At 63.5% G+C, this 25835-nt stretch carries 27 protein-coding genes and 2 pseudogenes; 14 read left to right on the top strand and 15 right to left on the bottom strand.

Annotation, left to right across the window (positions count from 1 at the left end):
• The first annotated feature begins 15 nt into the window (after positions 1 to 15).
• The 6 genes from flhA to ACETII_RS13550 are packed head-to-tail and all read left to right on the top strand — an operon-like array spanning position 16 to position 4578.
• Complete coding sequence (flhA, locus tag ACETII_RS13575) at positions 16 to 2106, top strand: flagellar biosynthesis protein FlhA (protein WP_472785855.1); 2091 nt, start codon at positions 16 to 18, stop codon at positions 2104 to 2106.
• Complete coding sequence (locus ACETII_RS13570; protein ID WP_472785854.1) at positions 2106 to 2855, top strand: flagellar biosynthetic protein FliR; 750 nt, start codon at positions 2106 to 2108, stop codon at positions 2853 to 2855. Before flhA ends, ACETII_RS13570 begins: the two co-directional genes overlap by 1 nt.
• 2 nt (positions 2856 to 2857) lie before the next feature.
• Entirely contained in the window at positions 2858 to 3232 is a 375-nt protein-coding gene (locus tag ACETII_RS13565; protein ID WP_472785853.1) for a hypothetical protein, read from the top strand.
• Positions 3233 to 3272: 40 nt separating this feature from the next.
• Positions 3273 to 3719: a hypothetical protein gene (locus ACETII_RS13560; protein WP_472785852.1), complete on the top strand. Its 447-nt coding sequence runs from the start codon at positions 3273 to 3275 to the stop codon at positions 3717 to 3719.
• A gap of 8 nt (positions 3720 to 3727) precedes the next feature.
• Entirely contained in the window at positions 3728 to 4135 is a 408-nt protein-coding gene (locus ACETII_RS13555; protein WP_472785851.1) for a hypothetical protein, read from the top strand.
• Positions 4132 to 4578, top strand: a complete 447-nt coding sequence (locus tag ACETII_RS13550; protein WP_472785850.1) for a flagellar basal body-associated protein FliL — start codon at positions 4132 to 4134, stop codon at positions 4576 to 4578. Before ACETII_RS13555 ends, ACETII_RS13550 begins: the two co-directional genes overlap by 4 nt.
• A 36-nt stretch (positions 4579 to 4614) precedes the next feature.
• Here ACETII_RS13550 and ACETII_RS13545 read toward each other — a convergent pair whose 3' ends face one another.
• A complete protein-coding gene (locus ACETII_RS13545) occupies positions 4615 to 4884 on the bottom strand; it encodes a hypothetical protein (protein WP_363346629.1) in 270 nt (89 codons plus the stop codon).
• 163 nt (positions 4885 to 5047) lie between these two features.
• On the opposite strand from ACETII_RS13545, the gene ACETII_RS13540 reads away from it, so the two are divergent.
• A complete protein-coding gene (locus ACETII_RS13540) occupies positions 5048 to 5491 on the top strand; it encodes a hypothetical protein (RefSeq protein ID WP_472785849.1) in 444 nt (147 codons plus the stop codon).
• Here the strand turns inward: ACETII_RS13540 and ACETII_RS13535 are convergent.
• The 3 genes and pseudogenes from ACETII_RS13535 to ald all read right to left on the bottom strand — a co-directional run bounded on the left by ACETII_RS13535 (position 5472) and on the right by ald (position 7905).
• The gene (locus ACETII_RS13535; RefSeq protein ID WP_472785848.1) at positions 5472 to 5870 is read right to left on the bottom strand and encodes a hypothetical protein; all 399 of its coding nucleotides are present in this window, start codon (positions 5868 to 5870) and stop codon (positions 5472 to 5474) included. The genes ACETII_RS13540 and ACETII_RS13535 overlap by 20 nt on opposite strands.
• A 76-nt stretch (positions 5871 to 5946) precedes the next feature.
• Positions 5947 to 6620, bottom strand: a pseudogene (locus ACETII_RS13530) (response regulator transcription factor).
• 172 nt (positions 6621 to 6792) lie between these two features.
• Positions 6793 to 7905 (bottom strand): alanine dehydrogenase, encoded by a 1113-nt coding sequence (gene ald / locus ACETII_RS13525; RefSeq protein WP_472785847.1) that lies wholly within the window; start codon positions 7903 to 7905, stop codon positions 6793 to 6795.
• Between the two features lie 123 nt (positions 7906 to 8028).
• On the opposite strand from ald, the gene ACETII_RS13520 reads away from it, so the two are divergent.
• The 3 genes from ACETII_RS13520 (at position 8029) to ACETII_RS13510 (ending at position 10363) form a co-directional block, all read left to right on the top strand.
• Positions 8029 to 8430: a DUF3775 domain-containing protein gene (locus ACETII_RS13520; RefSeq protein WP_363346619.1), complete on the top strand. Its 402-nt coding sequence runs from the start codon at positions 8029 to 8031 to the stop codon at positions 8428 to 8430.
• Between the two features lie 79 nt (positions 8431 to 8509).
• Positions 8510 to 8848, top strand: a complete 339-nt coding sequence (smbP, locus tag ACETII_RS13515; RefSeq protein WP_363346617.1) for a small metal-binding protein SmbP — start codon at positions 8510 to 8512, stop codon at positions 8846 to 8848.
• Between the two features lie 96 nt (positions 8849 to 8944).
• Positions 8945 to 10363 (top strand): amino acid permease, encoded by a 1419-nt coding sequence (locus tag ACETII_RS13510; protein WP_472785846.1) that lies wholly within the window; start codon positions 8945 to 8947, stop codon positions 10361 to 10363.
• A 12-nt stretch (positions 10364 to 10375) separates the two neighbouring features.
• Here the strand turns inward: ACETII_RS13510 and ACETII_RS13505 are convergent, their stop codons facing one another.
• From ACETII_RS13505 to ACETII_RS13490, 4 genes are all read right to left on the bottom strand, one after another.
• A complete protein-coding gene (locus tag ACETII_RS13505; protein WP_472785845.1) occupies positions 10376 to 10570 on the bottom strand; it encodes a hypothetical protein in 195 nt (64 codons plus the stop codon).
• A 131-nt stretch (positions 10571 to 10701) separates the two neighbouring features.
• Positions 10702 to 10974, bottom strand: a complete 273-nt coding sequence (locus ACETII_RS13500; protein ID WP_472785844.1) for a hypothetical protein — start codon at positions 10972 to 10974, stop codon at positions 10702 to 10704.
• A 516-nt stretch (positions 10975 to 11490) separates the two neighbouring features.
• Positions 11491 to 12006: a xanthine phosphoribosyltransferase gene (gpt, locus tag ACETII_RS13495; RefSeq protein WP_363346609.1), complete on the bottom strand. Its 516-nt coding sequence runs from the start codon at positions 12004 to 12006 to the stop codon at positions 11491 to 11493.
• A gap of 18 nt (positions 12007 to 12024) precedes the next feature.
• The gene (locus tag ACETII_RS13490; protein ID WP_472785843.1) at positions 12025 to 12777 is read right to left on the bottom strand and encodes a competence/damage-inducible protein A; all 753 of its coding nucleotides are present in this window, start codon (positions 12775 to 12777) and stop codon (positions 12025 to 12027) included.
• A 245-nt stretch (positions 12778 to 13022) separates the two neighbouring features.
• On the opposite strand from ACETII_RS13490, the gene map reads away from it, so the two are divergent.
• The 3 genes and pseudogenes from map (at position 13023) to ACETII_RS13475 (ending at position 16028) form a co-directional block, all read left to right on the top strand.
• On the top strand, positions 13023 to 13862 hold the full coding sequence (map, locus tag ACETII_RS13485) for a type I methionyl aminopeptidase (RefSeq protein WP_363346606.1): 840 nt from the start codon (positions 13023 to 13025) through the stop codon (positions 13860 to 13862).
• Positions 13859 to 14590, top strand: coding sequence for a RadC family protein (gene radC / locus ACETII_RS13480; RefSeq protein WP_472785842.1), 732 nt, complete (start codon positions 13859 to 13861; stop codon positions 14588 to 14590). The genes map and radC overlap by 4 nt, the downstream gene beginning before the upstream one ends.
• A 74-nt stretch (positions 14591 to 14664) precedes the next feature.
• Positions 14665 to 16028: pseudogene (locus tag ACETII_RS13475) on the top strand (MFS transporter).
• Between the two features lie 50 nt (positions 16029 to 16078).
• On the opposite strand, the gene ACETII_RS13470 reads toward ACETII_RS13475, so the two are convergent.
• Complete coding sequence (locus tag ACETII_RS13470; protein ID WP_472785841.1) at positions 16079 to 16534, bottom strand: MgtC/SapB family protein; 456 nt, start codon at positions 16532 to 16534, stop codon at positions 16079 to 16081.
• Between the two features lie 149 nt (positions 16535 to 16683).
• Between ACETII_RS13470 and ACETII_RS13465 the strand changes: the two genes are divergently transcribed.
• Positions 16684 to 17703 carry an adenosine deaminase gene (locus ACETII_RS13465; protein WP_472785840.1) on the top strand — a complete coding sequence of 340 codons (1020 nt, stop codon included), beginning with the start codon at positions 16684 to 16686 and terminating at the stop codon, positions 17701 to 17703.
• Here ACETII_RS13465 and ACETII_RS13460 read toward each other — a convergent pair.
• The 6 genes from ACETII_RS13460 to ACETII_RS13435 form a co-directional block, all read right to left on the bottom strand.
• Positions 17679 to 18401, bottom strand: a complete 723-nt coding sequence (locus ACETII_RS13460) for an RlmE family RNA methyltransferase (protein WP_363346596.1) — start codon at positions 18399 to 18401, stop codon at positions 17679 to 17681. The two genes, ACETII_RS13465 and ACETII_RS13460, sit on opposite strands and share 25 nt — an antisense overlap.
• Positions 18398 to 20497 carry an ABC transporter ATP-binding protein/permease gene (locus ACETII_RS13455; protein ID WP_472785839.1) on the bottom strand — a complete coding sequence of 700 codons (2100 nt, stop codon included), beginning with the start codon at positions 20495 to 20497 and terminating at the stop codon, positions 18398 to 18400. Before ACETII_RS13455 ends, ACETII_RS13460 begins: the two co-directional genes overlap by 4 nt.
• Before the next feature lie 88 nt (positions 20498 to 20585).
• A complete protein-coding gene (locus ACETII_RS13450; RefSeq protein WP_363351312.1) occupies positions 20586 to 20921 on the bottom strand; it encodes an integration host factor subunit alpha in 336 nt (111 codons plus the stop codon).
• 221 nt (positions 20922 to 21142) lie between these two features.
• Entirely contained in the window at positions 21143 to 21967 is an 825-nt protein-coding gene (locus ACETII_RS13445) for a carbon-nitrogen hydrolase family protein (protein ID WP_472785838.1), read from the bottom strand.
• A 125-nt stretch (positions 21968 to 22092) separates the two neighbouring features.
• Positions 22093 to 22707, bottom strand: coding sequence for a TetR/AcrR family transcriptional regulator (locus ACETII_RS13440; protein ID WP_472785837.1), 615 nt, complete (start codon positions 22705 to 22707; stop codon positions 22093 to 22095).
• Entirely contained in the window at positions 22704 to 25823 is a 3120-nt protein-coding gene (locus ACETII_RS13435) for an efflux RND transporter permease subunit (protein WP_472785836.1), read from the bottom strand. Before ACETII_RS13435 ends, ACETII_RS13440 begins: the two co-directional genes overlap by 4 nt.
• Positions 25824 to 25835 lie beyond the last annotated feature (12 nt).

Raw genomic sequence — 25835 nt, 5'->3', positions numbered from 1 at the left:
GATGGAGCGCATTGAATGACGGATGTCGCTGGCGCCAGCAGGCCCAAGCAAGCGGAGGGAAGTTCGAAAGACATTGGCTTCGCCATGTCGATCGTCTTCATCCTCTGCGTATTTTTTCTCCCGATTCCCGCCTTCCTGCTCGACGCGGGGCTCGCCTTTTCGATCGGCCTTTCAGTGCTGATCCTGATGGTGGCGCTCTGGATTCAAAAGCCACTCGATTTCTCCTCTTTTCCAACCGTTCTTCTCGTCGCGACGATTTTGCGTCTGTCGCTCAACATTGCGACCACGCGCCTGATCCTTTCGCACGGGTCGGAGGGCGCAACGGCCGCGGGCTACATCATCAGCGGGTTTTCCAGGCTGGTGATGAGCGGCGATTTCGTGATCGGCCTCACCGTCTTTGCGATCATCGTCACCGTGAATTTTCTGGTGATCACCAAGGGCGCCACGCGTATCGCGGAAGTGGGCGCGCGTTTCACGCTGGACGCCATTCCCGGCAAGCAGATGGCGATCGACGCCGATCTCTCGGCGGGTCTCATCGACGAACGTGAAGCGCAACTGCGTCGCCGTGAACTCGAAGAGGAAAGCGCCTTCTTCGGCTCGATGGACGGCGCGTCGAAATTCGTCCGAGGCGACGCAATCGCTGGCCTCATCATTCTCGCGGTGAATGTTTTCGGCGGAATCATCATTGGCGTCACGCGCCATGGCATGACCCTCGCGTCGGCGGCGGATGTTTACACTAAGCTGTCGGTCGGCGATGGTCTGGTCTCGCAGATACCTGCGCTGATTGTCTCGCTTTCCGCCGGCCTCCTCGTCTCGAAAGGCGGCACGAGGGGCTCCGCCGAGCAGAATATCTTGCGCCAGCTCGGCATGTATCCGCGCGCGCTTTTTGTCGCCGCTTCGCTGATGTTCATTCTCGCTCTTATCCCCGGCCTTCCGCTTGCGCCGTTTGGCGCGCTCGGCGGGGTCATGGCCTTTGTCGCTTACCTCATTCCCAAGCAGGCCGAGAAGGCGCGTCTTCTCAAGGATGAAACCGAGCGGTCGCTCGAACGGCAGGCCAAGCAGGACGCGAAGGAATCGGCGCGCGATCTCCTCCGCATCGCGCCGGTTGAACTGCTGCTCGGCAAGCAACTCTGGGCGGGGCTGCTGCCTTATCAGGCGGAACTAGGACAACGCGTGCTACGCATGCGCCGCAATTTCGCTCGCGACTACGGCTTCGTCTTTCCGGACATAAAATTGTCGGATGACCTCGACGTGCGTCCAAAACATTATCAGATTAGAATCCAGGGAGCCTTGGTCGCCACCAACGAATTGCAGCTCAAGCGTCAACTCGTCATTCTTGGGCGCGGTTCGGCGCCGGACCTTGCCGGGGAAGAAACCACCGATCCCGCCTTCGGCATGCGCGCCATGTGGATTCCGGACGCGATGATCGAAGAGGCCCGACGACTGGGCTATATGCCGATTGATCCCGTCTCCGCCCTGCTGACGCACGTTTCCGAAACCTTGCGCAATAACCTGGCGCAGCTCTTGACCTATAAGGACATGCGCGCGCTCATAGACCGGCTCGAGCCGGAATATCGCAAGCTCGTCGACGATATGGCGCCGAGCCTGATCACACAGTCGACGCTGCAAAGCGTATTGAAGCTTTTATTGGCCGAGCGCGTTTCTATTCGCAATCTCGAATTGATCCTCGAAGCCATAGCCGAAATTGCGCCCTTTGCCCGGCGGGCCGAGGCGATCGTCGAGCATGTGCGCGTGCGCCTGGGTTCGCAGATTTGCAGCGACCTCGCGGTCGAAGGCGTGCTTTGCGTCCTGCGCCTCGGACCACGCTGGGATCTGTTTTTTCATGAAAGAATGAAGCGCGACGCCAAAGGAGAAATAATCGGCTTTGACGCCGATCCGGCGCAAATCGAAAAATCTTCGCAGGAAGCCGGGGCCGCCATTCGCGAGCGCATGGAGAGAGGCGAATCCTTCATCGTTCTCACGACGCCCGAAGCCAGGCCCTATGTCCGCCTCTTGCTGAGCCGGCCGTTCCCGTCACAGGCGGTCTTGTCGCACATGGAGGTCGGCGGCGGGGTGCAGGTAAAATCCGTCGGGGCGATTTCGTGATGGATCTTGCAGTTCCCGTCTATCCAATTTTCATCCTGTTCTGTCGCGTCGGCGGTTGCCTCATGACCGCGCCGGGATTTTCGAGCGAACGCGTCCCCGTGCAGTTCCGCCTTTACATGGCTATTGCGGCGACGCTCGCCCTCGCCCCACCGCTTCTCGAGAGACATCAGTCGGCCTTCGTGGAAATTGGTCCGCAACGCCTGCTGGCGACGATCCTCGCAGAGCTTGGCGTCGGCGTCACGCTCGGCTTGCTCGCGCGCTACTATTTCTTCGCCTTTGAGACGCTCTCCACCACGGTCGCCATGACGATCGGCCTCGACAACATCTTCGGGACCGCGCTCACGGAGCAGGAGCCGACGCCGAGCCTTTCCTCCTTCGTAATTCTTGGCGCCCTCCTGCTCGTCTTCTGCGCGGATCTTCATCTCGAGCTCATTCGAGCGCTGTACCTTTCCTACGACACGACGCCCTTGTTCTCGACGCCGAGCGCGGGCGCCTTTCTTGAGGAGCTGTCGCGTATCCTGACGGAATCTCACTTGCTGGCGTTAAGAATTTGCAGTCCTTTCCTGCTATTTGGCCTCGTCGTCAATGTCGCGCTCGGCCTTCTCGCGCGCCTCACTCCCCAGCTGCAAATATATTTCGTCTCCGGTCCCCTGGCGATCTTTCTGGGAGTTTCGGCGCTCTTCGTTTTCGACTGGGATTTCTTCTCGGCGTTCGTCTCCCATTACGGCGCCTGGCTGATCAAGGGGTGAAAGTGCAGAATCGAAAGGACCGTCTCGCCCGCGCCAAGAGCATCGGCGACAAGCTGTGGCGCTTGCAGCAAATGCGCCTGTCGGCGGCCGCGCGAGAGCTTGCCGCTGTCCAGGCGAGGGAGGCCGCCGCTTTCGACTCTCTCGATCGCCTCGAACCCTCTCTGATCCTCCCTCACATCGCTGAACTTGCAAAAGCGCGCCGCGAAGCGGAGGCGGCGCTCGCCGACGCCCAGGCGCGCGCGAGAGACTATGGACGGCGCGCAAAATTGACGGGAAAGCTGCACAAGGAAGCCACTGAGCGCGCGCAGAGAGAAGAAGCCGAGGCGCTGCTTCGCTCCGCCGCAATACGCGGCGACGTCGACGTCAGTGTAGAGTAAGGCGTCATTAATAGGATAGCGGCTAGCGAAGGAGAAGGCGATGTCCATTTTCCCTGCAACCGACATCATAACCGACGTGGCGCGCGCCGCTGACCCGGAGAAGCTCAGAATCGCAACGAAGCGGCTCGAGGATATCGGGGGCCAAAAGGCTTTCGGCGTCGGCCATGCGTTCGCGCTCCTGCCTCCCGCGGCGCTCCACGCGACGTCGACAAGATCTGTTGCGACCAACGACATCGGCGCGCCGCGCCTTGGTGGGCGCTTGGAGACGCTTTCCGCCACGCAAAAATTCGAGGCGTTTCTCCTCCAGGGATGGCTGGAAAACATTCTGCCGAAATCCGGCGGCGGCGCCTATGGAACGGAGGCGGGCGCCGACATCTGGCGTTCGATGATGGCCGAGCAGATCAGTTATCAGCTTGCCCGCGCCGATGTCGCTGGACTGCGCAAGCTCATCGAAGCCGAGAACAGCCCGCTATCGAAGCCCATTTGACGAGCGACATGACGCTACCGCGGCTCACCAATGATGATAAACGTCGGCCCAACGAGAGCGCAGGCGCGCCCGAGGATGCGTTCAGCCTCTGTATCGGACGACTGCAGGACATCATCAGAGTGGAAACGGGCGTTCTAAAAGAGGGCAAGCGCCTTGACTTCGACGCGCTCAATCAGCGCAAGACGCATGCGCTGCTGGAATTCTTGCAGGTCTCGAGAACCGCCCCTCCTGACGCCGTGCGACGCGCTTCCGGCCGAATAAGGGATCTGCAAAGGCTTTTGGCGGAGAATGCGCAGCTTCTCGAGCGCCGCCTGCAGGCGACGCAGGAGATCACCAACCTGATCGTCCACCATATTCGCGAAAGCGAGTCGGACGGAACATATTCGATCCGCTCGCGGGGAGTGAAGCCGAGATGAAGCAAGCGCTGATTGTTGGCGTATGGGCCTGCGCCGTCACTCTCGGGGCCGCCTATGGCGGAGCGGCGTGGCGATCCCGCCCTGTCGCAGCCCCACAGCCGGCACATGAGGAAAAGCTTGAGAGGCGCAGGATCAGGCCGTTGACTGTGCCGATCATCGCGGATGGGGTTTTGAAAGGCTATATTTCAGCCGAATTCAGCGTGCTCGGGCCGAAGGCCGAAGGCCACGGAGAAATCGATCCCGAAAATTACTTCATGGATGAAGCGTTTCGTCTGATCTATGCCGAAAACAAAATCGACTTTACACAGATGCAGAAGACCGATCTCGCCGTCTTGACGAGTCGCATCACCGCCAACGTAAATAAGCGCACCGGCAAGAATGTTATTAAGGAAACGCTGGTGAAAAGCTTTGCGTTCATACCACGCGACGAGATGCAACACTGACTGGCGCGCGGCCTTCACCGGCCGCGCGCACAGTGTTCAGGCGACGCGGTGGACCGGCAGATAGCTTCCATTCTTGACGATCGACGCCGCGCTCGCTTCGCCTTTCAGGTGGTTTTCGATCGCCTGCGCGATTTTACGATTGGGCTCGTCGCTTCTGGGCGCGTGCGCCTCGCTCGGTCCTTCGTAGATTGCGGAAAGATCCGCAATGAAACGCTCCGTGGCTTTCAGAGCGCGATATTGCGGAATCTGGGTTAGTTCTTCGGCCATCTGGCGGCGGAGCTGGTCGAGTTGCGTCAAGGGATTCATTTAGCAGCCTCTCGTTTCCTTGCAGTCATACGCTAGCTGCCGAAGCTTTCATGAGACTTGCAGAGTTTAATACCTCATTTACTCCTCTCCACGGCGTGAAACCAGTTTCGCACATTATGGGAAACATACGCTGAGCAAGAGAACTTGAATTCTGGAACGAGTCATGCGCGCCCCGCAATTACCGAAGATCGATCCTTGGGAGACCGGCCTGAGATTGACCGGTCTGGCGCTCGCGACGAGCAGCATCGGCTTCGCCGCTCACATGATGTCCGATGACAAGGCGGAGCCACGAATCAACGGCATCGAACATCTTGCTATTTACGCGAGGCCCGCAACGCATGTGGCCTCGCGTCAGCGGGCCACGCCAGGCGTCGACTACATGCCGGTCGGCTCGACGGCAAAGAGCGATCCACGCCGAGCGCCGACAAACTATGAGATTCTCGAAGCGTCGCGCGATTGGGCGCTCGTCCGCTTGCCTCAGGGCCGCATTATGCGCGTCACGCCCGGCGGCGGCGTCCCCGGGCTCGGCGGCGTCATCGCCATCGAGCGACGTGGGGATAAATGGGCGCTTGTAACGGAAGCGGGCGTTATTCCCGCCGCCCGCTAGAAGAACAGCGCGCGAGCGCCGCATCGATCGTGGCGTTGATCTCCGCCAACGACAGCGACGGCGTATCGTCTGTCGCGGCGCCCCGGTCCGGGTGCAGGCGCCAGGCCAGGCGCCGACGCAAAGACTTCAGATCACGCGCTGAATGTCGCGCCTGCGACAAGAGTTCGGGAAACGGGTCGTCGACGGCGCGCCCTGCCGGCGCGGGCGGCTGCTCCTGCTGAAAGCGCCGGTAGGCGGCGATGACCTGTCCCGCCGCCCTTGCATTCGCCTCGAAGGGCGGAAGCGGCTCGGTAAAACCGACATGCAGCGGCGTAAAGGGCCGCTGGACTTCTTCGGAGCGTCTTTCGACTTCGATGAGGACACTGACAAACGCGACCATGACTTGCTTCGCCAACAAGAGCAAAAGCAGGATATGTCCGTCGCGCTGAAAAATTGGTTGCGTTTCGTACGGACCGTCAGCTGGCGGCGCGCAAATGCTGCGATTCGCCGGCTGGCGGCGCGACGAGGAGATAGCCAAGGAAGCGCTGAGAGTCGATTGGATCGTAACCGAGCCGCGCGCGAAGTTTTTTGCGCAGCTTGCTGATGTGGCTTTCGATGACGTTTTCTTCAACGTCATCGTCGAAGAGACCATAGACGGCGTTGAAGATCTGCGACTTCGTCAACCGGCGTCCACGATTGACGAGAAGATATTCCAGGATGCGCCGCTCCCGGCGCGGAAGGGACAAAACTTCGCCGTTGACGATTGGATCGCTGCCGTTGAAAAACACCTGGATGCCGCCCACCGTCGCACATTCCTGGCGCGCCTCGGCGCGTCGGCGGATCGCGTTCACGCGGGCCAATATCTCACGCACATGCACCGGCTTGCGGACGACGTCGTCGACGCCCGCGCTGAAAAGACCGAGAAGACGGGCGCCTGTGAGCGGCGGCGAATGAGACGCGGAATCTCTTCGCGCTCTGGACATTCGCCGATCAGAAAAGCCTCGATCGCCTGGACGTCGCCTTCGACAGCGGAAGCGACCCAATCCCGGAACTGGCCGGGGCGAAACCCCGTCGAGGCGATGCCTTCCTGACCAAATCGGCTGGCGTATCCACTCGTTACGAGATCGCGCTCATCGACGATGATGAACATGCTGTGCCTCCTGATGGGGAATGTCGAGACGCCGCGTCGAATCGGCCGGTAACCTCAGTTAAAATCCGGCGGTCCTCGGGGTCAACTGAATACTGTTAGTAGACGCGCCGATGATTTATAGTTGTTTCCCTTTCAAGACAGTCAATTGTCAACCTTTAACACTTTATTAACCTTATTTAACATCGTCGTTCAATGTAAAACTGAGGCCGTGCGCCGCCGCGACTGGCGCGGACACGACAGCGCCGGCGCTGATCTCGAGGCCAGCGCGCAAGTATGGATCGTCCTTCAACGCTTTGCGCCAACCCTTGTTGGCGAGAGCGAGGACAAAGGGCAGCGTTGCATTGTTCAACGCGAAGGTCGATGTGCGCGGCACGACGCCTGGCATATTTGTCACGCAGTAGTGCAACACGCCGTCGACAGTATAGACGGGGTCCGAATGACTCGTCGGCCGCGACGTTTCGCAACAGCCGCCCTGGTCAATCGCCACATCGACGATCACCGCGCCACGCTTCATCGTCTTCAGCATGTCTCTTGTGACGAGGATGGGCGCGCGCGCTCCGGGCGTCAGCGCCGCGCAGATGACGACGTCGGCGCGACGGATCGACTCGGCGATGGAGGTCTTCGTGGAATAGATTGTTCTAATTGCCGGGCCGAGCGTCGCGGACAGGCGGCGCAACGCGTCAGTGTTGCGGTCGGCGGCCAGAACATTCGCGCCCATGCCCATGGCGATCGCCGCGGCCTGCGCGCCGACGCTGCCGGCGCCGAGAATCAAGACCTCGGCTGGCGGCACGCCGGGCGCGCCCGAAAGCAAGACGCCCCTGCCGCCCTCTTGTCGCTCGAGGAAGCGAGCGCCCATCTGGGGCGCCAAACGCCCGGCGATCTCCGACATGGGCGCGAGCAGCGGCAGGCCGCCATTGGGCGACGTCACCGTCTCATAGGCGATGCAATGCGCGCCGCTGGCCATGAGCGCGCGGGTCAAATCCGCGCTCGCTGCAAGATGAAGGTAAGTAAAAAGGACCTGCTCGGGACGGAGTAAGCGTATTTCCTCGGGCTGCGGCTCCTTCACCTTGACGACGAGATCGGCGCGTTCGTAGAGCTCGGCGGCCGCCTCGACAAGCGTCGCGCCCGCGGCGAGATACTCTGCATCGGAGACACCGGCGCCTTCTCCAGCGCCCTTTTCCACGAATGTTTGATGGCCGGCGTGAGATAGTTCGGCGATTGAAGACGGGGTGAGTCCCACGCGAAATTCGTTGTTCTTGATCTCTCTCGGCGCGCCGACCCGCATTTGCCGCTCCCAATCGTCTTCTACGAGCCCTTCGAAACTTGTTTGCTGTCTTTATATGAAAGGGGCGGCGGCGCCGGACAAGTGCGACCGCGAAGCCGAAGCCAGCGCAATGGGAGGAGGCTCATGCCGACCATCAATACGGACAAAGTCTGCTTTATCGTCGTGAAGGCGCGGGAGCTCGAGAGCGAGGACGAAGGGATCGACGCCGACGCCTCAAACCCGACGGACGATCGTTTCGTCAGCGTTCTGACCGAGGACGCCTTCGATACGGTGCGGACGGAAATCACGTCCTTTATCGACGGCATGGACGAGGAAGAGCAAGCCGAGCTTGTCGCTCTCGCCTGGGTCGGACGCGGTGACTTTTCAGCGGACGAATGGGACGATGCGCTTGGCGAAGCGCGGGCGCGGCGCGAGGGACCGACAGCTGCTTACCTTCTGGGATTGCCCTTGCTCGCCTCCTATCTGGAAAACGGCTTGGGCGAATTTGGCGAAAGCTGCGCTCTGTACGCGGCGGACCGACAGTAAAATCTTCAAAGCCACTGGAATCGTCGTTCACGGACGCCCATATATGGAGCGGCGGACCATTGTTTCGAGGAGAATATCGATGAACCGTCGCGTTTTCGCTCTTGCTCTTTCTGTCGGCCTCGGCCTCTTCTTGGCGCCCCGGCTGGCGCTCGCCGAAAACCATGTCGGGGAGGCTATCACCCATACAAAGCAGGCTATCGAACACGGGAAAATGGGTCACGCGGATGTGCTCGTCACCCATGCCCAAGAGGCGCTGAAACACGCCAACGCCGCCGAGAAGGAAAAGGCGAACCCGCATGTCAAGGAGGGGATCACCCATCTCGACCAGGCGATCGAGCACGGCAAGATGAAGCACGCCGACGTGGCGACGACGCATGCCGAAGAGGCGCTCAAGCATCTCGAGGCGGCAGGCAAGTAACCAGCTGGAAAAGCGGCCGCAAGGCCGCTTTTTTTTACCCGCATGACAGCGCCCGCCCGATTGCTTATGTGAAGCCCTAGACAGAGGGGGCGACACATGAGGCTGCGAGAGCTTGGACGCGTCAAATCAATCGACGCTCTGTCATCGAACGCCGGCTCGGGCTTCCGCCGCGTTCTCGGGGTCTGGCAGCTCACCAGCATCGGACTCGGCGGGCTCATTGGCGTCGGCATCTTCGTGCTCACGGGCGTGGTGGCGGCGACGCAGGCCGGCCCGGCGGTGGCGCTGTCCTTCCTCATCGCGGGCGTCGCCAGCGGCGCGGCGGCGCTGTCTTACGCGGAATTCGCCGGCCTCATTCCGGCTGCGGGCAGCGCCTACACTTACGCCTACGCCGTGCTCGGCGAATTTGTCGCCTGGATCATCGGCTGGGACCTGCTCCTCGAATATGCGCTGGTCGTCGCGGTGGTCTCGATCGGCTGGTCCGCTTATTTGCAAGCGCTCCTCGCGCAACTCGGCCTCCCCCTGCCCGACTGGGCCGCCGGCGCGCCCGGGACCGGCCCCGGCCACAGATTCGACCTTCTGGCGGCCCTCGGCGCGCTCGCCGTCGCCGGGTTGCTGACGCTGCGCATCGAATGGGGCGCCCGCTTCAACGCGGCGATGGTCGTCCTCAAGGTCGCCGCCGTGATCTTCGTGATCGCCGTCGGCTTGCCCTATATCCGCGTCGAGAACTGGCGGCCGTTCATGCCCTTCGGCTTCTCTGGCGTTACGGAAGGCGCGGCGGTCGTGTTCTTTGCGGTCTTCGGCTACGACACGTTGACGACTGCGGCCGAGGAGGCGCGCCATCCGCAGCGCGACCTGCCGCGCGCCGTGCTGCTGTCGCTCGCCATATCCCTTACGCTCTACGTCGCCATGGCGCTGGTTCTGACCGGCATCGTTCGTTACGACACGCTCGATAATCCCGCGCCCGTCGTCACCGCCTTCGAATCGATCGGCCTGCCCTGGGTCGCCTTCATCGTGTCCCTTGCCGCAGTCGCCGGCATCACGAGCGTGATGCTCGCCTTTCTCCTCGGCTGCGCGCGCATCTGGTTCGCGATGAGCCGCGACGGCCTGCTGCCGGCGTGGTTTGCCGTCCTGCATCCGCGCTTTCGGACACCGCATCGGCCAACGCTGATCGCCGGGGCGGGGACGGCGGTCGTCGCCGCGCTCTATCCGATCAAGGAGGTCGCCGAACTTGTGAATATCGGCACGCTCTCCGCCTTTGTCGTCATCTGCGTGGCCGTGATCGTCCTGCGCCGCACCCGGCCCGACGCGCCGCGCAGTTTCCGCGCGCCCTTCGTGCCGGTGACGCCGCTCGTCGGAATTGGCTTTTCGCTTTGGCTCTTGTCACGCCTGCCCGCGATCGCCTGGGAACGCTTCATCATCTGGCTGGCGATCGGTTTCGCCGTCTACTTCTTCTACGGCCGGCGCCATAGCCGCCTTGCGCGCGACATGTCCGGCGCGGCGCCGCCGTCGGAATAGCCGCGGGGCGGATTATCTCATGATGCACCGCACCCCCGCATATTCGCCCTCCTTCACGCCGGCCTCGCCGGTCAGTTGCGCCATGTATTGGCTAGGCACGCCGCACATCACGCTCTCGACCTGACGCTTGATGACTGCGCGCGCCGTTTCGTCGTTGCACTGATCGCGCGCGATGGCGTTGGCGCAAATATAAATGACGATGAGCATGCCCTTCGCCTTTCTTCCCCAAACTCGTTTTCGGGAAGTTAAGGCGCAATGGGCGGCCTTGCTGCGCATCAGCCGCCAAAGACCGCGGGGATTCCGGCCAGCGGAACGGGAAAGAACGGCAAGCGTGGCGCTCAATGGGGCGACGGGTGGGGATGATGCGGGCGGTGGTGGCCGGGATGATAAGGATTGAGGTGCTTGCGCTCATGGTGCGGACACGGGCTGCGCCAATGGCGGATGCCCTTGGTGTTATGCGTCGGCGAGGTGGTGACGAAGCAGCCCGAAGCCCGGTGATGGGCGCCGTGATGGCTTTCGTGCAGAAAGGCGGCGGCGGGCGATGCGCTCACGGCGGCGGCGGCCAGAGTCGCGGCGCCAAAAAGCAGCGTCGTGGAAGAAAGCTTCTTCATGTCTGTCCTCATGTGTGCAGGTGACGGTTCACCTTCGCCTCAGCTAGGCGCCGCGCGGCCGCAGGACATCAAGCCACGCCAACAAAATCCGATGGAGCCAGGAACTCGCCTGGTTGCGCGCAAAGGGAGAGGTTTCTGCAGCAGGGCCGGCTTGGTGCGGGCGGCCGGAATCGAACCGGCACAGGCCTTGCGGCCCTACGGATTTTCTTACCCGCCACGGCTTTCGCCGCCCCGCTGACGCGGGTTTGGGGTCTGGACTATCCCTTCGCCCTAGCGCTCATCGCGCCTTAGGCGCCGCCCGTCTAGTCTCTACACCTTCCCGCCTAACGGCGGGCTTGGCTCGGGATCGCCACTTTTTCAGAGGTTTCCCCGACTTTGAGCGGTTCTACTCCGGCGGTTTCCCACTGGAGCACTCAAATTGCTTCAAGTCCGTTGCGTCTACCAGTTTCGCCACGCCCGCTTGCACGCGACGCGTCTCTTATAGGGCGCGCCCGGCGAGGCCGACAAGCTTAGATTTCAGCGTCGGATTTTCTCGCGCAAGTCCTGCGTCTTGCGGATCGGCGCCTGAAAGGACAGGCCAGTGTCCCAGGGAAAATAGATCCAGGTGTCCTGCGAGACTTCGGTGACGAAAGTGTCGACCATCGGCAGCCCCTGCGGCTTGGCGTAGACGGTCGCGAAATGCGACCGCGGCAGCATCTCCCGCACGGCCCTGGCGGTCGCGCCCGTGTCCACCAAATCATCGACGATCAGCACTTCTTCGCTTGGCCGCGACAGGATCGTCTCGGTCAGGGGCTTGAGCACCTGAATCGCGTCGCGCTCCGTCTCCTCGTGGTAGCTCGCCACGCAGACGGTCTCGATGACGCGAATGCCGAGTTCGCGGGCGATGATGCCAGCCGGCACCAGGCCGCCGCGGGTGACGGCGACAATCGCCGAGAAGCCGCCGATCGAGGCGAGCCGCCAGGCGAGGGCGCGCGCGTCCCTGTGGAACATGTCCCAGGAGACGGGGAAGGTTTTTTCCGGCAAGGCCTTCATATCTCCGCGCTCCCTTTGTCAGGCGGCTGCGAGTTTGGCAAGAAGCGCGCGCACGGCCTTGGCCGCCGCGCCGAGTCGCTCCGCGTCCCGGCTGCGCAAGACGATCTGGTTGTCGAAGCCTCTGCTGGTAAATTTCGGATAGGAGCCGATGCTGACCGCCTCATGCGCGCGGGCGATGTCCTCGAGCCCCATCGCATAGCTCCCCTCGGGGATCGCCCCCGCCTCGATCGTTTCAACGAGCACGCGCGCGCCGCCCTTAAGCTGCGGGCCAACCGTGTCCATCATCGACTGCATGATGCTCGGAACGCCCGCCATGACGATGACATTGCCGATCCAGAACCCGGGGGCCTTCGACGCCGCGTTGCGCACGAGCTCCGCGCCGCTGGGGATTCGGGCCATGCGGCGACGGGCGGGGTTGAGTTCTTCCTCGGTGAAGCGCTCGCGCAGCAACGCGATCGCGCGGGAATCTTCGCCGATCTCGACGCCGAAAGCCTTGGCGACCGCATCCGCCGTGATGTCGTCATGGGTCGGGCCAATGCCGCCCGTGGTGAAGAGATAGGTATAGCGGGTCCGGAGCGCGTTCACCGCAGCGACGATTTCGGCCTCTTCGTCCGGGACCACACGCGCCTCGCGCAGATCGACGCCGATCTCGGCCAGATAATTGGCGATGTAGCGCGTGTTGACGTCCTGGGTGCGCCCCGACAGGATTTCGTCGCCGATGACGAGAACCGCCGCCGTCGCCGGCGCGTCGCCCGTTCCGGTGTGCTTCATCTGCCCGCCTCCCTGGAGGCCATGATTATGGCGACGGCGGGCGCAAACGCCAAGTCTCGCGACGGCGCATGTGAGGCGCTCGACCCCGCCTCGCGGAAAAAATGCGTGCGCGCCGCCGGTTTAGAGCCTAACGGCGCCCGTCCGGCGCGCGCCCAAGGCGCAGCTTGATCGCCGTCCTTGCTTTGGCCGTTGAAATCACTACCTTGTCGATCAATCCCGTCCATTCCTGGCGAAAAAAGAGCCCTATGACCTTCATCGAATCCCATCTTGCTCCCGCCGGCCGCAAGAGCGGCCATATCAAGCTGCACGGGCCCGCGGATTTCGAAGGCATGCGCAAAGCCGGCCGCCTGACCGCCGAGGCGCTCGACATGCTCGTGCCCCATGTCAAGCCGGGAGTCACGACCCAGCATCTCGACGACCTCGTCTTCGACTTCGCCATCGCTCATGGCGCTTATCCCGCGCCGCTGGATTACCGGGGATATCGCAAGTCCATCTGCACCTCGATCAACCACGTCGTCTGCCACGGCGTCCCCGACGCAAAGCCGCTTCGCGACGGGGATATCGTCAATATCGACGTGACCTTCATCGTCGACGGCTGGCACGGCGACGCGAGCCGCATGTTCGCGGTGGGCGACGTCCCCCGCAAGGCGCAGCGGCTGATCGACGTGACCTATGAAGCGCTGTTGCGCGGCATCGCCGCGGTGAAGCCGGGCGCGACCACGGGCGACATTGGCGCGGCGATCCAGCAATACGCCGAGAGCGAGCGCTGCTCCATCGTGCGCGATTTCTGCGGCCACGGGCTCGGCCGGGTCTTTCACGACGAGCCGAACATTCTGCACTATGGCGCGAGGGGCCAGGGCCTGGAGCTGCGCCCCGGCATGTTCTTCACGATCGAGCCCATGATCAACCTGGGCAAGCCGCAGGTCAAAATTCTCTCCGACGGCTGGACGGCGGTGACGCGCGACCGCTCCCTCTCGGCGCAATTCGAGCACTCGATCGGCGTGACCGAGACGGGCGCGGAGATATTCACCCTCTCGCCCAAGGGACTGGACAATCCATCGGCGGCGCCGCGCGCGGCTTCATGAGGAAACGCGGCGACGGCATTCTGGATACGGCGCCGGCCGGCCTGGGGGAGGCCGCGGTCCCGCATTACCATGGCCATCGCCAACGTCTGCGCGAGCGTTTCATGGAGGCGGGCGAAGCGGCCCTGGCCGATTACGAGCTCATGGAGCTTCTTCTCTTTCGCGCCATCCCCCGCCGGGACGTGAAGCCGCTCGCCAAGGCGCTCGTCGAACGTTTCGGCTCTTTCGCCGAGGCGATCGCCGCGCGCCCGGAGCGGCTGCGCGAAATCCCGGGGTTGCCGGAGAGCGCCATTGTCGATTTGAAGGTTGCGGAAGCGGCCGCGCGGCGCCTGGCCCGCGGCGCTTTGGAAAAACGGACGGTGCTCTCCTCCTTTTCCGCGGTCATGGACTATTGCCGCACCGCCATGGCCTACGCCGAGCGGGAGCAGTTTCGCATTCTCTTTCTCGACAAGCGCAACGCCCTGATCGCCGACGAGGTTCAGGGCGTCGGCACGGTCGACCATACCCCCGTCTACCCGCGCGAGGTCGTGCGGCGCGCGCTGGAGCTCGGCGCGAGCGCGCTCATCCTTGCCCATAACCACCCCTCCGGCGACCCGACGCCCTCGGCCGCCGACATTCGTATGACCAAAGAGATCGCCGTCATCGCGCAGCCCTTCGGCATTTGCGTGCACGATCATCTGATTGTCGGCCGCAATGGACAGACGAGCTTCAAAGGGCTGAAGCTGATTTGACGCCGCTCGCCGCCCTTACGAGGAAACAGCCCTCCTTTCTGGTCACCCCGCTCATCATCGCCACCGCGCTTTTCATGGAGCAGCTCGACGGCACGGTGCTCGCCACCGCTCTGCCGGCGATGGCCTCGGATCTTCACGAAGACCCGGTGGCGCTGAAACTCGCGCTCACGTCCTATCTTCTGTCGCTCGCGGTCTTCATTCCGCTTTCGGGCTGGGTGGCCGACAAATTGGGCGCGCGCCGCGTGTTTCGCGCGGCGATCGTGGTGTTTACAGTAGGGTCCATCCTCTGCGGCTTTTCGCACTCGCTCGTCGAGATCGTCGCAGCCCGCGTCGCGCAGGGAATGGGCGGCGCAATGATGGTGCCGGTCGGTCGGCTCGTCTTGCTGCGCACGGCGCCGCGCCACGAGCTCGTGCGCGCCATGGCCTGGCTGACGATCCCCGCGCTCATCGGACCGCTGATCGGGCCGCCGCTCGGCGGCTTCCTCGCCACTTATTTCGACTGGCGTTACATCTTCTGGATCAATGTGCCGATCGGCCTGCTCGGCGTCGCGCTGACGACGCGCTTCATCCCCGACCTCAAGGAAGAAGACGTGCCCCCGCTCGACGTGACGGGCGCGGCGCTGTCCGGGATCGGCCTCTCCTGCATCGTCTTCGGCGTCACGCTGCTTGGGCGCAACTTTGCGCCGGCGCCGCTCGTCGCGGCGATCATCGGCGTCGGCGCCGCGTCTCTCCTTGCCTATCTCCGACACGCCCGGCGCGCCAAATACCCGATCATCGATCTTGCGCTGCTGCGCATCCCGACGTTTCAGGCGGCGATCTATGGCGGGTTCCTGTTTCGCATCGGCCTCGGCGCGACGCCCTTCCTGCTGCCGCTGCTGCTGCAGGTGGGCTTTGGCCTCAGCGCCTATGAGTCGGGGTTCCTGACCTTCATTTCCGCAGCGGGCGCGATGGTGATGAAAACCACGGCGCAGCCGATCTTGAAGCGCTTCGGTTTCCGTCGCGTGCTGATCGGCAATGCGCTGATCGCCGTCTGCTTCCTCGCCGCCAACGCCTTTTTCACGCTGGCCACGCCGCATTGGCTGATCATGGCGGCGCTGCTCATCGGCGGCTTCTTCCGTTCGCTGCAGTTCACGGCGCTCAACGCGATCTGCTACGCCGACGTTCCGCGCGATCCATGAGCAACGCGACGAGCTTCGCGGCCGTCGGCCAGCAATTGTCGCTCTCGACCGGCGTCGCCATCGGCGCGGCGGCGCTCGAGACGTCTCGGGCCTTGCACGATGGCGGCATGCTGCGCGCGGAGGATTTCGCGCCGGCCTTTTTCGTGGTCGCCTCCATCTCCGCCCTGTCGCTCTTCAGCTTTGTCCGGCTGTCGCCCAACGCCGGCGACGAACTGACAGGCCGCAATGCGCGCCCGCAGCAAGTCGCTCTGTCGGACTGAAACGCCGCGTCGCCGCGGAAACCAGTCGCCCCGGCGCATACGGCAAACAGTTACTTTTGCCCTTCGCGCTTTGCTTGCGCCGATTCTTCCGCGCCTTCCTGTTTGAATGGCGTGATCACCTTCAGCGTCACGAAGGTCATGGCGGCGATCGCGATTGCGACGTCGTAGGTCCCCAGCGCAACCGCGGCGCCGACCGCGCCGGTCGCCCAGAGACTCGCCGCCGTCGCCGTGCCGTGAACGGAAGCGCCGGTTTTGAGGATCGCGCCGCCGCCGATGAAGCCGATGCCCGTAACGACGCCCTCGACAATGCGGGCGATTCCCTCCGGGGAATTGACCAGCAACGCTTCGGCCGCCTGAATGAAGCCGCAGGAGGCAATCGCGACCAGCGGAAAGGTTCTCAGCCCGGCGCTTCGGTCTTCCCTTTCGCGATCCCAACCAATGGGCAAAGCGAGGATATAGGCTGCGCCTAGGGCGGCGAGATGCGGGAGAATTTGAAATCGATCCATGAGGCGCTCATTCGGTCGCCAGCCGCCCAGGGCTCAAGACAATATGGATCGCGCGGGCCGCGGAGGAAGCCATGCGCGAGCTTTGCTCCGCGGGACCTCGAGCGCGCCCTATATGCCTGATTACCTGCCAGACAGACGCGGAAGCCCGTATGCTTGAGACCGAGCGCTTCATAGCCCGCCTCCCCAAGGCCGAACTGCATCTTCACATCGAAGGCGCGCTGGAGCCCGAGATGGTCTTCGCGCTGGCCGCGCGCAATGGGGTCGCCCTGCCCTACGCCTCGGTCGAGGCCCTGCGCAGCGCCTATGACTTCGAGAATCTCGAAGCGTTTCTCGACCTCTATTATCAGGCCACGCAGGTTCTGCTGACGGCGCGCGATTTTCACGATCTCGCGGCGAGCTATCTGCGCCGCGCCCGCGACGAAAATATCCGCCACGCCGAGATCTTTTTCGATCCGCAGGCGCATCTGCGCCGCGGCGTCGCGTTTGAGGCGATCATGGAGGGATTAACGGGGGCGTTCGACGCAGCGGCAAGCGCGGGCGGCCCGACGTCGCGTCTCATCATGTGTTTTCTGCGCGATCTCGACGAAGCGGACGCCCTGGAGACCTTCGACAAGGCGCGTTCCTGGCTCGATAAGATCGCCGGCGTCGGCCTCGACTCGGCGGAAGCCGGCAATCCGCCGTCCAAATTCGCGCGGCTCTTCGAGCGCGCCCGCGCCATGGGGCTCCATGTCGTCGCGCATGCCGGCGAGGAAGGGCCGGCGGCTTATGTTGCGCAGGCGCTCGACATTCTCGAGGTCGAGCGGATCGACCATGGCGTGCACGCGATCGACGACCCCGCGCTGGTCGAACGGCTCGCCCGTCATCGCGTCCCGCTCACGATTTGCCCGCTCTCCAATATCCGGCTCCGCGTCTATCCGGACATGCGCGCTCATCCCATTCGCCGGCTGATGGCGCAAGGCGTAGTGGCGACGGTGAATTCAGACGATCCCGCCTATTTCGGCGGCTATGTGAACGCCAATTATCTGGCGGTGGCGCAGGCTTTTGCGCTCACCCCGGCGGAGATCGCGACGCTGGCGAAAAACAGTTTCGAGGCGTCCTTCCTTGCGGAAGCGGAAAAGCGACAACTGATCGCCGACGTCGAGGCTTACGCGGTCTCGACGGGCGACTGATCGCCGCGGCCGCGAAACCCCGTCGCCAGCACGTAAAGCTCGGCGGAATCGGCCCGGCTCGCCGCCGGCTTCACATGCCGCACCACGGCGAACGCGCGCTTGAGGCGCGCGAGCAACTGCCCCTCGGTGCCGCCCTGCAACACCTTGGCGACGAAAAAGCCGCCCGGCGCCAGAACGTCCATCGCAAATTCCGCGGCAAGCTCGGCGAGCGCGACGATGCGCAAATGATCCGTCTGCTTGTGACCCGTGGCGTTGGCCGCCATGTCGGACATGACGCCGTCCGCTTCGCCGCCGAGCATGGCCTTGATGACGTCCGGCGCGTCGTTGTCGTTGAAGTCCTTCACCGCAAATGTCACGCCCGGGATCGGCTCCATGTCGAGCAGATCGACGCCGACGACCTTCCCCTTGCCGTCCTTCGCCTTCACGCGGTCGGCCGCCACCTGCGACCAGCCGCCCGGGGCCGCGCCGAGATCGACGATGCGGCCGCCGGGCTTCAAGAGATGGCAGCGGTCGTCCATCTCGATGAGCTTATAGGCGGCGCGCGAGCGATAGCCCTCGCGCTTGGCGCGCGCCACATAGGGGTCGTTCAACTGGCGCTCGAGCCAGAGCGTCGAGGAAAGCGACCGCTTGCGCGCGGTCTTCACCCGCGTCTTCAGCGAGCGCCCGCCTTCGCGTCCCGACCCTTTGCCCTCGCTCATGCATGCACCTTGTCGCGCGGCGCGAACAGCCCGTCGGCCCGCTCTTCCATCTCGATCTGGCGCGCGTGATAGTCGAGCAGGGTCGAGCGGTGGCCGATTGAGACGATCGTCGTCTTCGGCAGCTGGTCCCGCAGCATGCGATAGATTTCGCCCTCGAGCTTCTCGTCGAGCGCGGAGGTCGCTTCGTCGAGGAACAGCCAATCCGGCTTGGCGAGCAGGGCGCGAGCGATGGCGACGCGTTGCTGCTCGCCGCCCGACAGCCTTTGCCCCCAGTTGTTGTTCACGTCCAGCTGGTCGACGAAAGGCGCGAGCCGCGCCGCGACGAGCGCGGCCTCTATGTCGCTGCGCACGAAATCCTCGACAGCGGCGGGATAGACGACGGCCGCGGCCAACGTCCCCATGGGGATATAGGGACGCTGCGGCGCGAGCATGAGGCTTGCGCCCTGGGGCAGCGCCACCGAGCCCGTCGCATGCGGCCAGATTCCGGCGATGGCGCGAAACAACGTCGATTTGCCCGAGCCCGAGGGGCCGGTGAGCAGCACGGATTGACCCGGCTCGAACGACAGCCTGTCGACCTGGACGATGCGGCGCCCGTCGGGCAGCGACAAGGTCAGATCGGCAAGCGCAAGCGCCTCCCCGCTCGCGCGAGAAACGACGCGGGCGCCCTCGCTTCGCGCGCGCGCGACGTCGATCGTCTCGTCGAAGGACGATAAACGATCGAGCACCGACTTGAACTGCGCCAGCGACGTGTAATAGTTGATGAAGAAGGTGAGCGCGCTTTCAACCCGCGCGAAGGAGCTGGCGGTCTGGGTCATGACGCCGAGCTGAATGCGCCCGGCGAAATAGAAGGGCGCCGTGATCACGTAAGGAATGATCGGCGACAGCTGGCCATAGGTGGCGGTGAAGATCATCAGCTGCTTGCGCTTGACGACAATCGACAGATAATTGAACACGATGCCGCGAAAGCGCTGCAACAGCGTCCCCTGTTCTGCATTTTCGCCGGAAAGCAGCGCGATCTGCTCGCTATATTCACGCAGGCGCGCCAGCGAGAAGCGGAAATCGGCCTCGCGCCGCTGTTTGTCGAAATAGAGGGTCGTCAAGCGCCGGCCGATGATATGGGTGATGACCGTGCCGAGCGTGGCGTAGGCCAGAACCACCCAGAACAGAAAGCCCGGGATATAGAAATTCGTGCCGGGAAGGGGGTAGTTTCCCGACAGCTCCCAAAGCACGAAGGAGAAGGAGACGAGCGAGCTGACCGTCGAGATCAGCAGGATGGAATAGGAGTAAATGCCATAACCCTCGTCGCCGCCATTGATGAAGCGGTTGACGTCTTCGGCGATGCGCTGGTCGGGGTTGTCGGCCGGGCCGCCCGCAAGCGTCATGCCGTAATGCGTATGTCCCCCGAGCCAGCGGGCCACGTAATGTTCGGTGAGCCAACGCCGCCAGCGAATGATGAGCATCGACTGGATGACGAACTCCATCACCGCAATGGCGACGTAAAAGAAAGCCCAGGGCGTGAATACGAAGAGCAGCTGACGCCAGAATTCGGCGGCGTTCTTCTCCTGAATGGCGTTGAACCAGTCGCGGTTGAAGAAGGAGAGGCGGACGGTGATGCCGACCTGCCCCTGGTTGATGAGCACCAGCACGACAATCATGGCGATGGCGATGGCGCTTTCGCGCGCAGCAAAGCGCGGAAAGGGCCAGACGCGCCCCTCGCCGCGATCCTGCGAATCGAAATAGAGATCGGCGATGCGCGTCATCTCAAGCACGACGGGGATGCGCGACACGGCATAGACGGCGATCGAAAAGACGGCGACGGTGACGGCCATGCTCTCAGGCGGGGCATAGGCTGCGAGAGCGCCAGGCCAGCCGCCTTCCGCCTGCACGAGCCTGATCAGACCGAAGACAATGGTTTCAGTCGAGAAGATCGCCGCGAAGATCTTCATGAAGCTCGACATCTCCGCCCCGCGCCAAGTGGTGTAGGCGCACAGCGCAGCGGCGACGGCGAGAATAAAGAGGTCGGTGTCCGCCATATGCGCGCCCGACAGCGCGGCAAGCACGGCGAAGGCGGCGACAGCCGCGCTCAGTTTTCGCATCTTTGGCCCTTTGAGGATGGCTGCGCCGACGCTGCGGGCGACGGCGCGAAAGCGCTCCCCTCACCTTTGCACGGCCGGCGACTTCTTCTCAATCATCCTCTTCGGGGATGACGGCGTCGCCGTTCACATGCGCGACGAGCACGGGAGACGCCTTAAAAGTGAGCACACGGCGCGGCGTAATTGTGGCCTCGACGCCGGTTTTTGGATTTCGACCGACGCGCTCGCGCTTTGCGCGCACATTAAATGTGCCGAATGAACGGAGTTTAACAGATTCCCCGCGCAGCAGGGCCTCGCTGATTTCCTCGAAAGTGGAATCGAGGATCTTGCGCGCTTCCGCCCGGGACAGGGTCGGGCAGCAGCTGTATACGGCCTCCCGCAGCGCGGCGCGCGTTAATGTGCTTCCGGACTCGTTCTTTCTTACCATGCGGGACAAACACGAACTCGAGGGAGCGCCGCTCTCAAGATGACCGAAGTGGACACGTTTTCACAACTCTCCAGCGACGCGGCAAAACGGATTTATGTACGCGAGCGCAACAGCTTACGGAGGCGCATACTATTCAGAAACAATGGATTTGACAAGGCCGCGGCGAAGCTTCGCCATAATAATGGCTCAGCCTCGCCTCAATTAAACAGTAAAGCTTTAGGTTAAACCGCCAGCTTTACCTTGTGCTGAGACACGGGGATCATCGTCCGGACTTTGCGGATGCGATCAACGTCGACATAGGACGAGACGAGGCCCGGCCCCTCGGACGCCTTGGCGACGACATGGCCCCACGGGTCGGCGATCAGCGAATTGCCGTATGTGAAGCGCGTCTCGTGCCCGGCCTTGTGCGCGCCGGTCTGCGCGGGCGCGCAGAGATAGGCTTGCATTTCGATGGCCCGGGCGCGGCACAGCACCTCCCAGTGGTCCTTGCCGGTCACGAGGGTGAAGGCGGCGGGAAGGGCGACAATATCGACTCCCTTGTCGGCAAGCGCCTGGAAAAGATAGGAGAAACGCAGATCGTAGCAGATGGCGCAGCCGACCCTCAGCCCGTCGCAGTCATAGGTGACGACTTCGTCGCCGGGCTTGAAGGCGGCGCTCTCATGATATTTGGCGCCATCCGGAGCGGTAATGTCGAACATATGGATCTTGCGGTAGCGCGCGACCTCCTGGCCCTCGCGGTTGAAGGCGACGGTCGTATTATGCAGGCGCTCTTCGCCCGGGATTTTTTCGAGGATCGAGCCGGCGTGGATGAACACCTTGTGTTCGCGGGCGAGCCGGCTGCACATCTCATAGGCCGGGCCGCCCGGCAGCTCCTCGGCCGCCGCCATCTTCTCGGCGCGCGAGCCGCCAATAAAGTCGAACACTTCCGGAAGGCAGATCCAGTCCGGCTTCTCCTGCTCGACTGCGCGCTCGATGAGCGCCTTTGCATTGGCGAGATTGACGGCCTTGTCGCCAATCGAGTTCATCTGAACCAGGGTGACCTTCATAACGGCTCTGCTGTTCCTCTGCCGCGCGGGCGCGCGTTCTTTCGTTTCCTGCGCACATCATACACAAGCGTCGCCGGCCGCGTATAGCCCGCGGGCGCGTGGAAAGTGACCTTACGGCGAAGGTTCTAGCGGGAAACGCCGCGGCGTAGCGCGGCGAGGCAGAATTCGACCATCTGCACGCTCGCCGGCTCGGGGCGATCGGCGCATTCCACCATCAGGCGCGGATGGCAGAAGCGGATGCACGCGGTATGCACGAGCTTGGCGGCGAGAGCAGCGTCGCCCTTCTCGAATTCGCCAGCGTCCATCCCCGCCGCGATAACGGCTTCGAACAGCGCGTCGATGCGATCGATATGCTCGTCAATTGTCGGCCAGTGCTGGTCGAGCGCGGCCTCGACCATATCGTGGAGCTTACGGTCGGCGATGTAACGATCCGCGTTCAACGACTCGATCGACACAATAAGCGCCCGCAGGCGCTCGGCGGCCGAGCCCTGCCCGAAAGCGATCCGACGCGCCGCCGCCTCGACCTCGCCCATCAGCTGCCGGGCGACTGCGACGTGAATCTCCGCCTTGGAGCCGAAGAAGCGATAGACATTGGCCGGCGACATGCGCAGTTCGCGCGCAATGTCGGCCACCGTCGTTTTCTGGAAGCCGATCTCCCGAAACAGCCGCTCGGCCGTCGCCACGATGCGCGCGCGCGTTTCCGCCTCGCGGGAGGCCGGCGCCTCGGTCACATTGCTCATTCGGCGGCCTCCTCGGCGAGCCTTTGGCCGAGCGCAACGGACTCCGCCGCGCTTGCCGGACGGGCGTCGAGATGCTTGCGGAACCAGAGGGCGTAAAGGGCAGGCAAGAATAGCACCGTCAGGAAGGTCGCGACAAACAGTCCGCCCATGATAGTCAGCGCCATGGGACCCCAAAAGGCGGAGCGCGACAGCGGGATCATCGCGAGAATGGCGGCGAGCGCCGTCAGCGCGACAGGACGAACGCGCCGCACCGTCGCGCCGATGATCGCCTCGCGGTAATTGGCGCCGTTTTCGAGGTCCTGGCGCACCTGATCCACGAGGATGATCGAATTGCGCATATCCATGCCGGAGAGCGCGAACAGGCCAAGAAGGGCAACGAAGCCGAAGGGCGCGTGAGCGAGGTTGAGCGCGAGAGACGCGCCGATCAGGCCGAGCGGCGCGCTCATCATGACGAGCGCGACGCGGGTGAAATCCTGCAGCTGGAACATGGCGATCGTCAGCATGAACAAGATCACGACCGGAAACACCACGAAGATGGAGGCGTTGCCCTTGGCCGATTCTTCGATCGCGCCGCCCATTTCGATGCGGTAGCCCGCGGGCAGGTTGTCCCGAATCCCGGCGAGCTTGGGCCAGACCCGCGTCGAAACGTCGGGCGCCTGAACGCCGTCCTTGACCCCCGAGCGTACGGTGATGGTCATATTGCGGTTACGCCGCCAAATGATCGGCTCCTCGTGCTCATAGGAGATTTTGGCGACCTGCGAGACGGTCACCGGCTTGCCGTCGCGCGAATAGACGACAAGATCGCCGAGCCGCCCGAGGTCGCCGCGCTCGCCTGGAACGGCGCGCGCGACCACGTCGATCTGATCGATGCCGTCGCGCAGCGTCGTGACGGTGACGCCGGAAATCGCCATGCGCAGACGGTTGGAGACGTCCTGCGGCGTCACGCCGAGCAGGCGGGCGCGGTCCTGGTCGATGACGAGCCGCACGCTCGGGCTCTGTTCGTTCCAGGAAAGATGCGGATCGTCGACGCCCTCGTCCTGCTCCATCACGTCGCGAATCTGATAGGCGATGGCGCGCACCTTCTGCGGATCGGGTCCGATGACGCGAAACTGCACGGCGAAGCCGACTGGCGGACCGTAGGAGAAGCGGTCGACGCGGGCCCGCGCCTGCGGCACGGCGCCGTTGGCGATCGCCGCTTCGAGCCTTTTCTTGAGGCGCTCGCGCGCCGGGATGTCCTTCGCGACGATCACCATCTCTGCGTAGGATTCATTGGGCAGCTGCGGATTGAGCCCCAGCCAGAAGCGCGGCGGCCCCTGGCCGACATAGGTCGTGTAAAAGGCGGCGTCGGGATCGTCCTTGACCAGCGCCTCGGCCTGTTTCGCCGCGTCGAGCGTCGCCCCGATCGCCGAGCCTTCGGGCATCCGCATCTGGAAGAACAGCTCCAGCCGCTCGGCATAGGGGAAGAACTGCTTCTGCACGACGACCATGCCGAATGTCGCAAGGCCGAACACGCCCGCCGTCGCGCCGATCACCAGCAGGCGATGATCCACCGCCCAGGCGATGACGGCCCGCAGGCGCGTGTAGAAAGGCGTCCGATAAATTTCGTCGGGGTCCTGGTGAGGATGGAGCTTGCCGAAATCGGGCAGGAGCTTCACGCCGAGATAAGGCGTGAACATCACCGCGACCAGCCAGGAGGCCAGGAGGGCGCTGAGCAGCACCCAGAACATCGAGCCCGTATATTCGCCGACGCCCGAGGCGGCGAAACCCACGGGCAGAAAGCCCGCCGCCGTGATCAGCGTTCCGGTGAGCATGGGAAAGGCCGTCGACTCCCAGGCGAAGGTCGCGGCTTTGACGCGAGTGTAGCCCTGCTCCATCTTCACCATCATCATCTCGACCGCAATGATGGCGTCGTCGACGAGAAGGCCGAGGGCGATGATGAGCGCGCCGAGCGAAATACGCTGCAGGTCGATGCCCATCAGATACATGAAGATGAACACGAAGGCGAGCACCAGCGGCACGGAGAGCGCGACGACAATGCCCGTCCGGAAGCCGAGCGAGACGAAGCTCACGCCGAGCACGATGACCAGCGCCTCGATGAACGAGCGGGTGAATTCGCCGACGGCCTCCTCGACGACTTTCGGCTGGTCGGCGATCTGGTCGATGTCGATGCCGATCGGCGTCTTGGCGCGAACTTCTGCGACGGCCTCCTCGACCGAAGCGCCGAATTTGAAGACATTGCCGCCCTTGGCCATCACCGCGCCGACGATGATGGCGGGCTGGCCCCGGTAGCGGGCGATGAAGGACGGCGGGTCCTCGAAGCCGGCGTAGACATTGGCGATGTCGCCGAGGCGGATAATCTTGCCGTTCGCCGGCACCGGGATGGCGGCGATGGCGTCGGACCCTTTCAGCTCCTCGGTGACCTGGACGCGGATACGGTTCGAGGACGTCTCGAAAACGCCCGCGTCGGTGACGGCGTTCTGTTTGGCGAGCGAGTCGAAGATCGCCTGCGGCTCGACGCCGAGATTGGCGATCTTCGCTTCGCTGAACTCGACGTAGATGCGGCGCATCTGCTCGCCGTAAACGTCGACTTTCATCACCTCCGGCGTCTCGATGAGACGCTGGCGCAAAACCTCGACGACCTTGTCGAGCATATTGTAGTCGGCGCCGTCGCCGGTCACGGCGTAAAGCACCGAGTCGACGTCGCCATACTCGTCGTTGATCTGCGGCCCGCGCACGCCCGCCGGAAGATCGTTCTTGATGTCGTTGAGCTTCTTGCGCAGCTGGTAGAAGAGCTGCGGGATTTCCTTGGGCGGCGTCGTGTCCTTGAACGTCACCTGCATCGCCAGGAAGCCGGGCTTGGTATAGGTCTCGATCTTGTCGAGAAAGGGCAGCGTCTGCAGTTTCTTCTCGTAAAGGTCGGCGACCTGGTCGCGCATCTCCTGCGCGGTCGCGCCCGGCCATTGCGCAGAAATATTCGCGACCTTGATGGTGAAGGACGGATCCTCGGCGCGTCCGAGCCGCAGATAGCAATAGACGCCCGCCGCGCTGATCGCGAACATCAGGAACAGCATCAGCGCCGGGCGCGAGACCGCCCACCGGGAGAGATTGAAGCTCATGCGCCCCTCCTC

This window comes from Methylocystis sp. NC52PC (genome assembly GCF_055698645.1).
The sequence above is the reverse complement of the archived record's forward strand: the minus strand, read 5'-3'. Positions and strand labels throughout refer to the sequence as shown.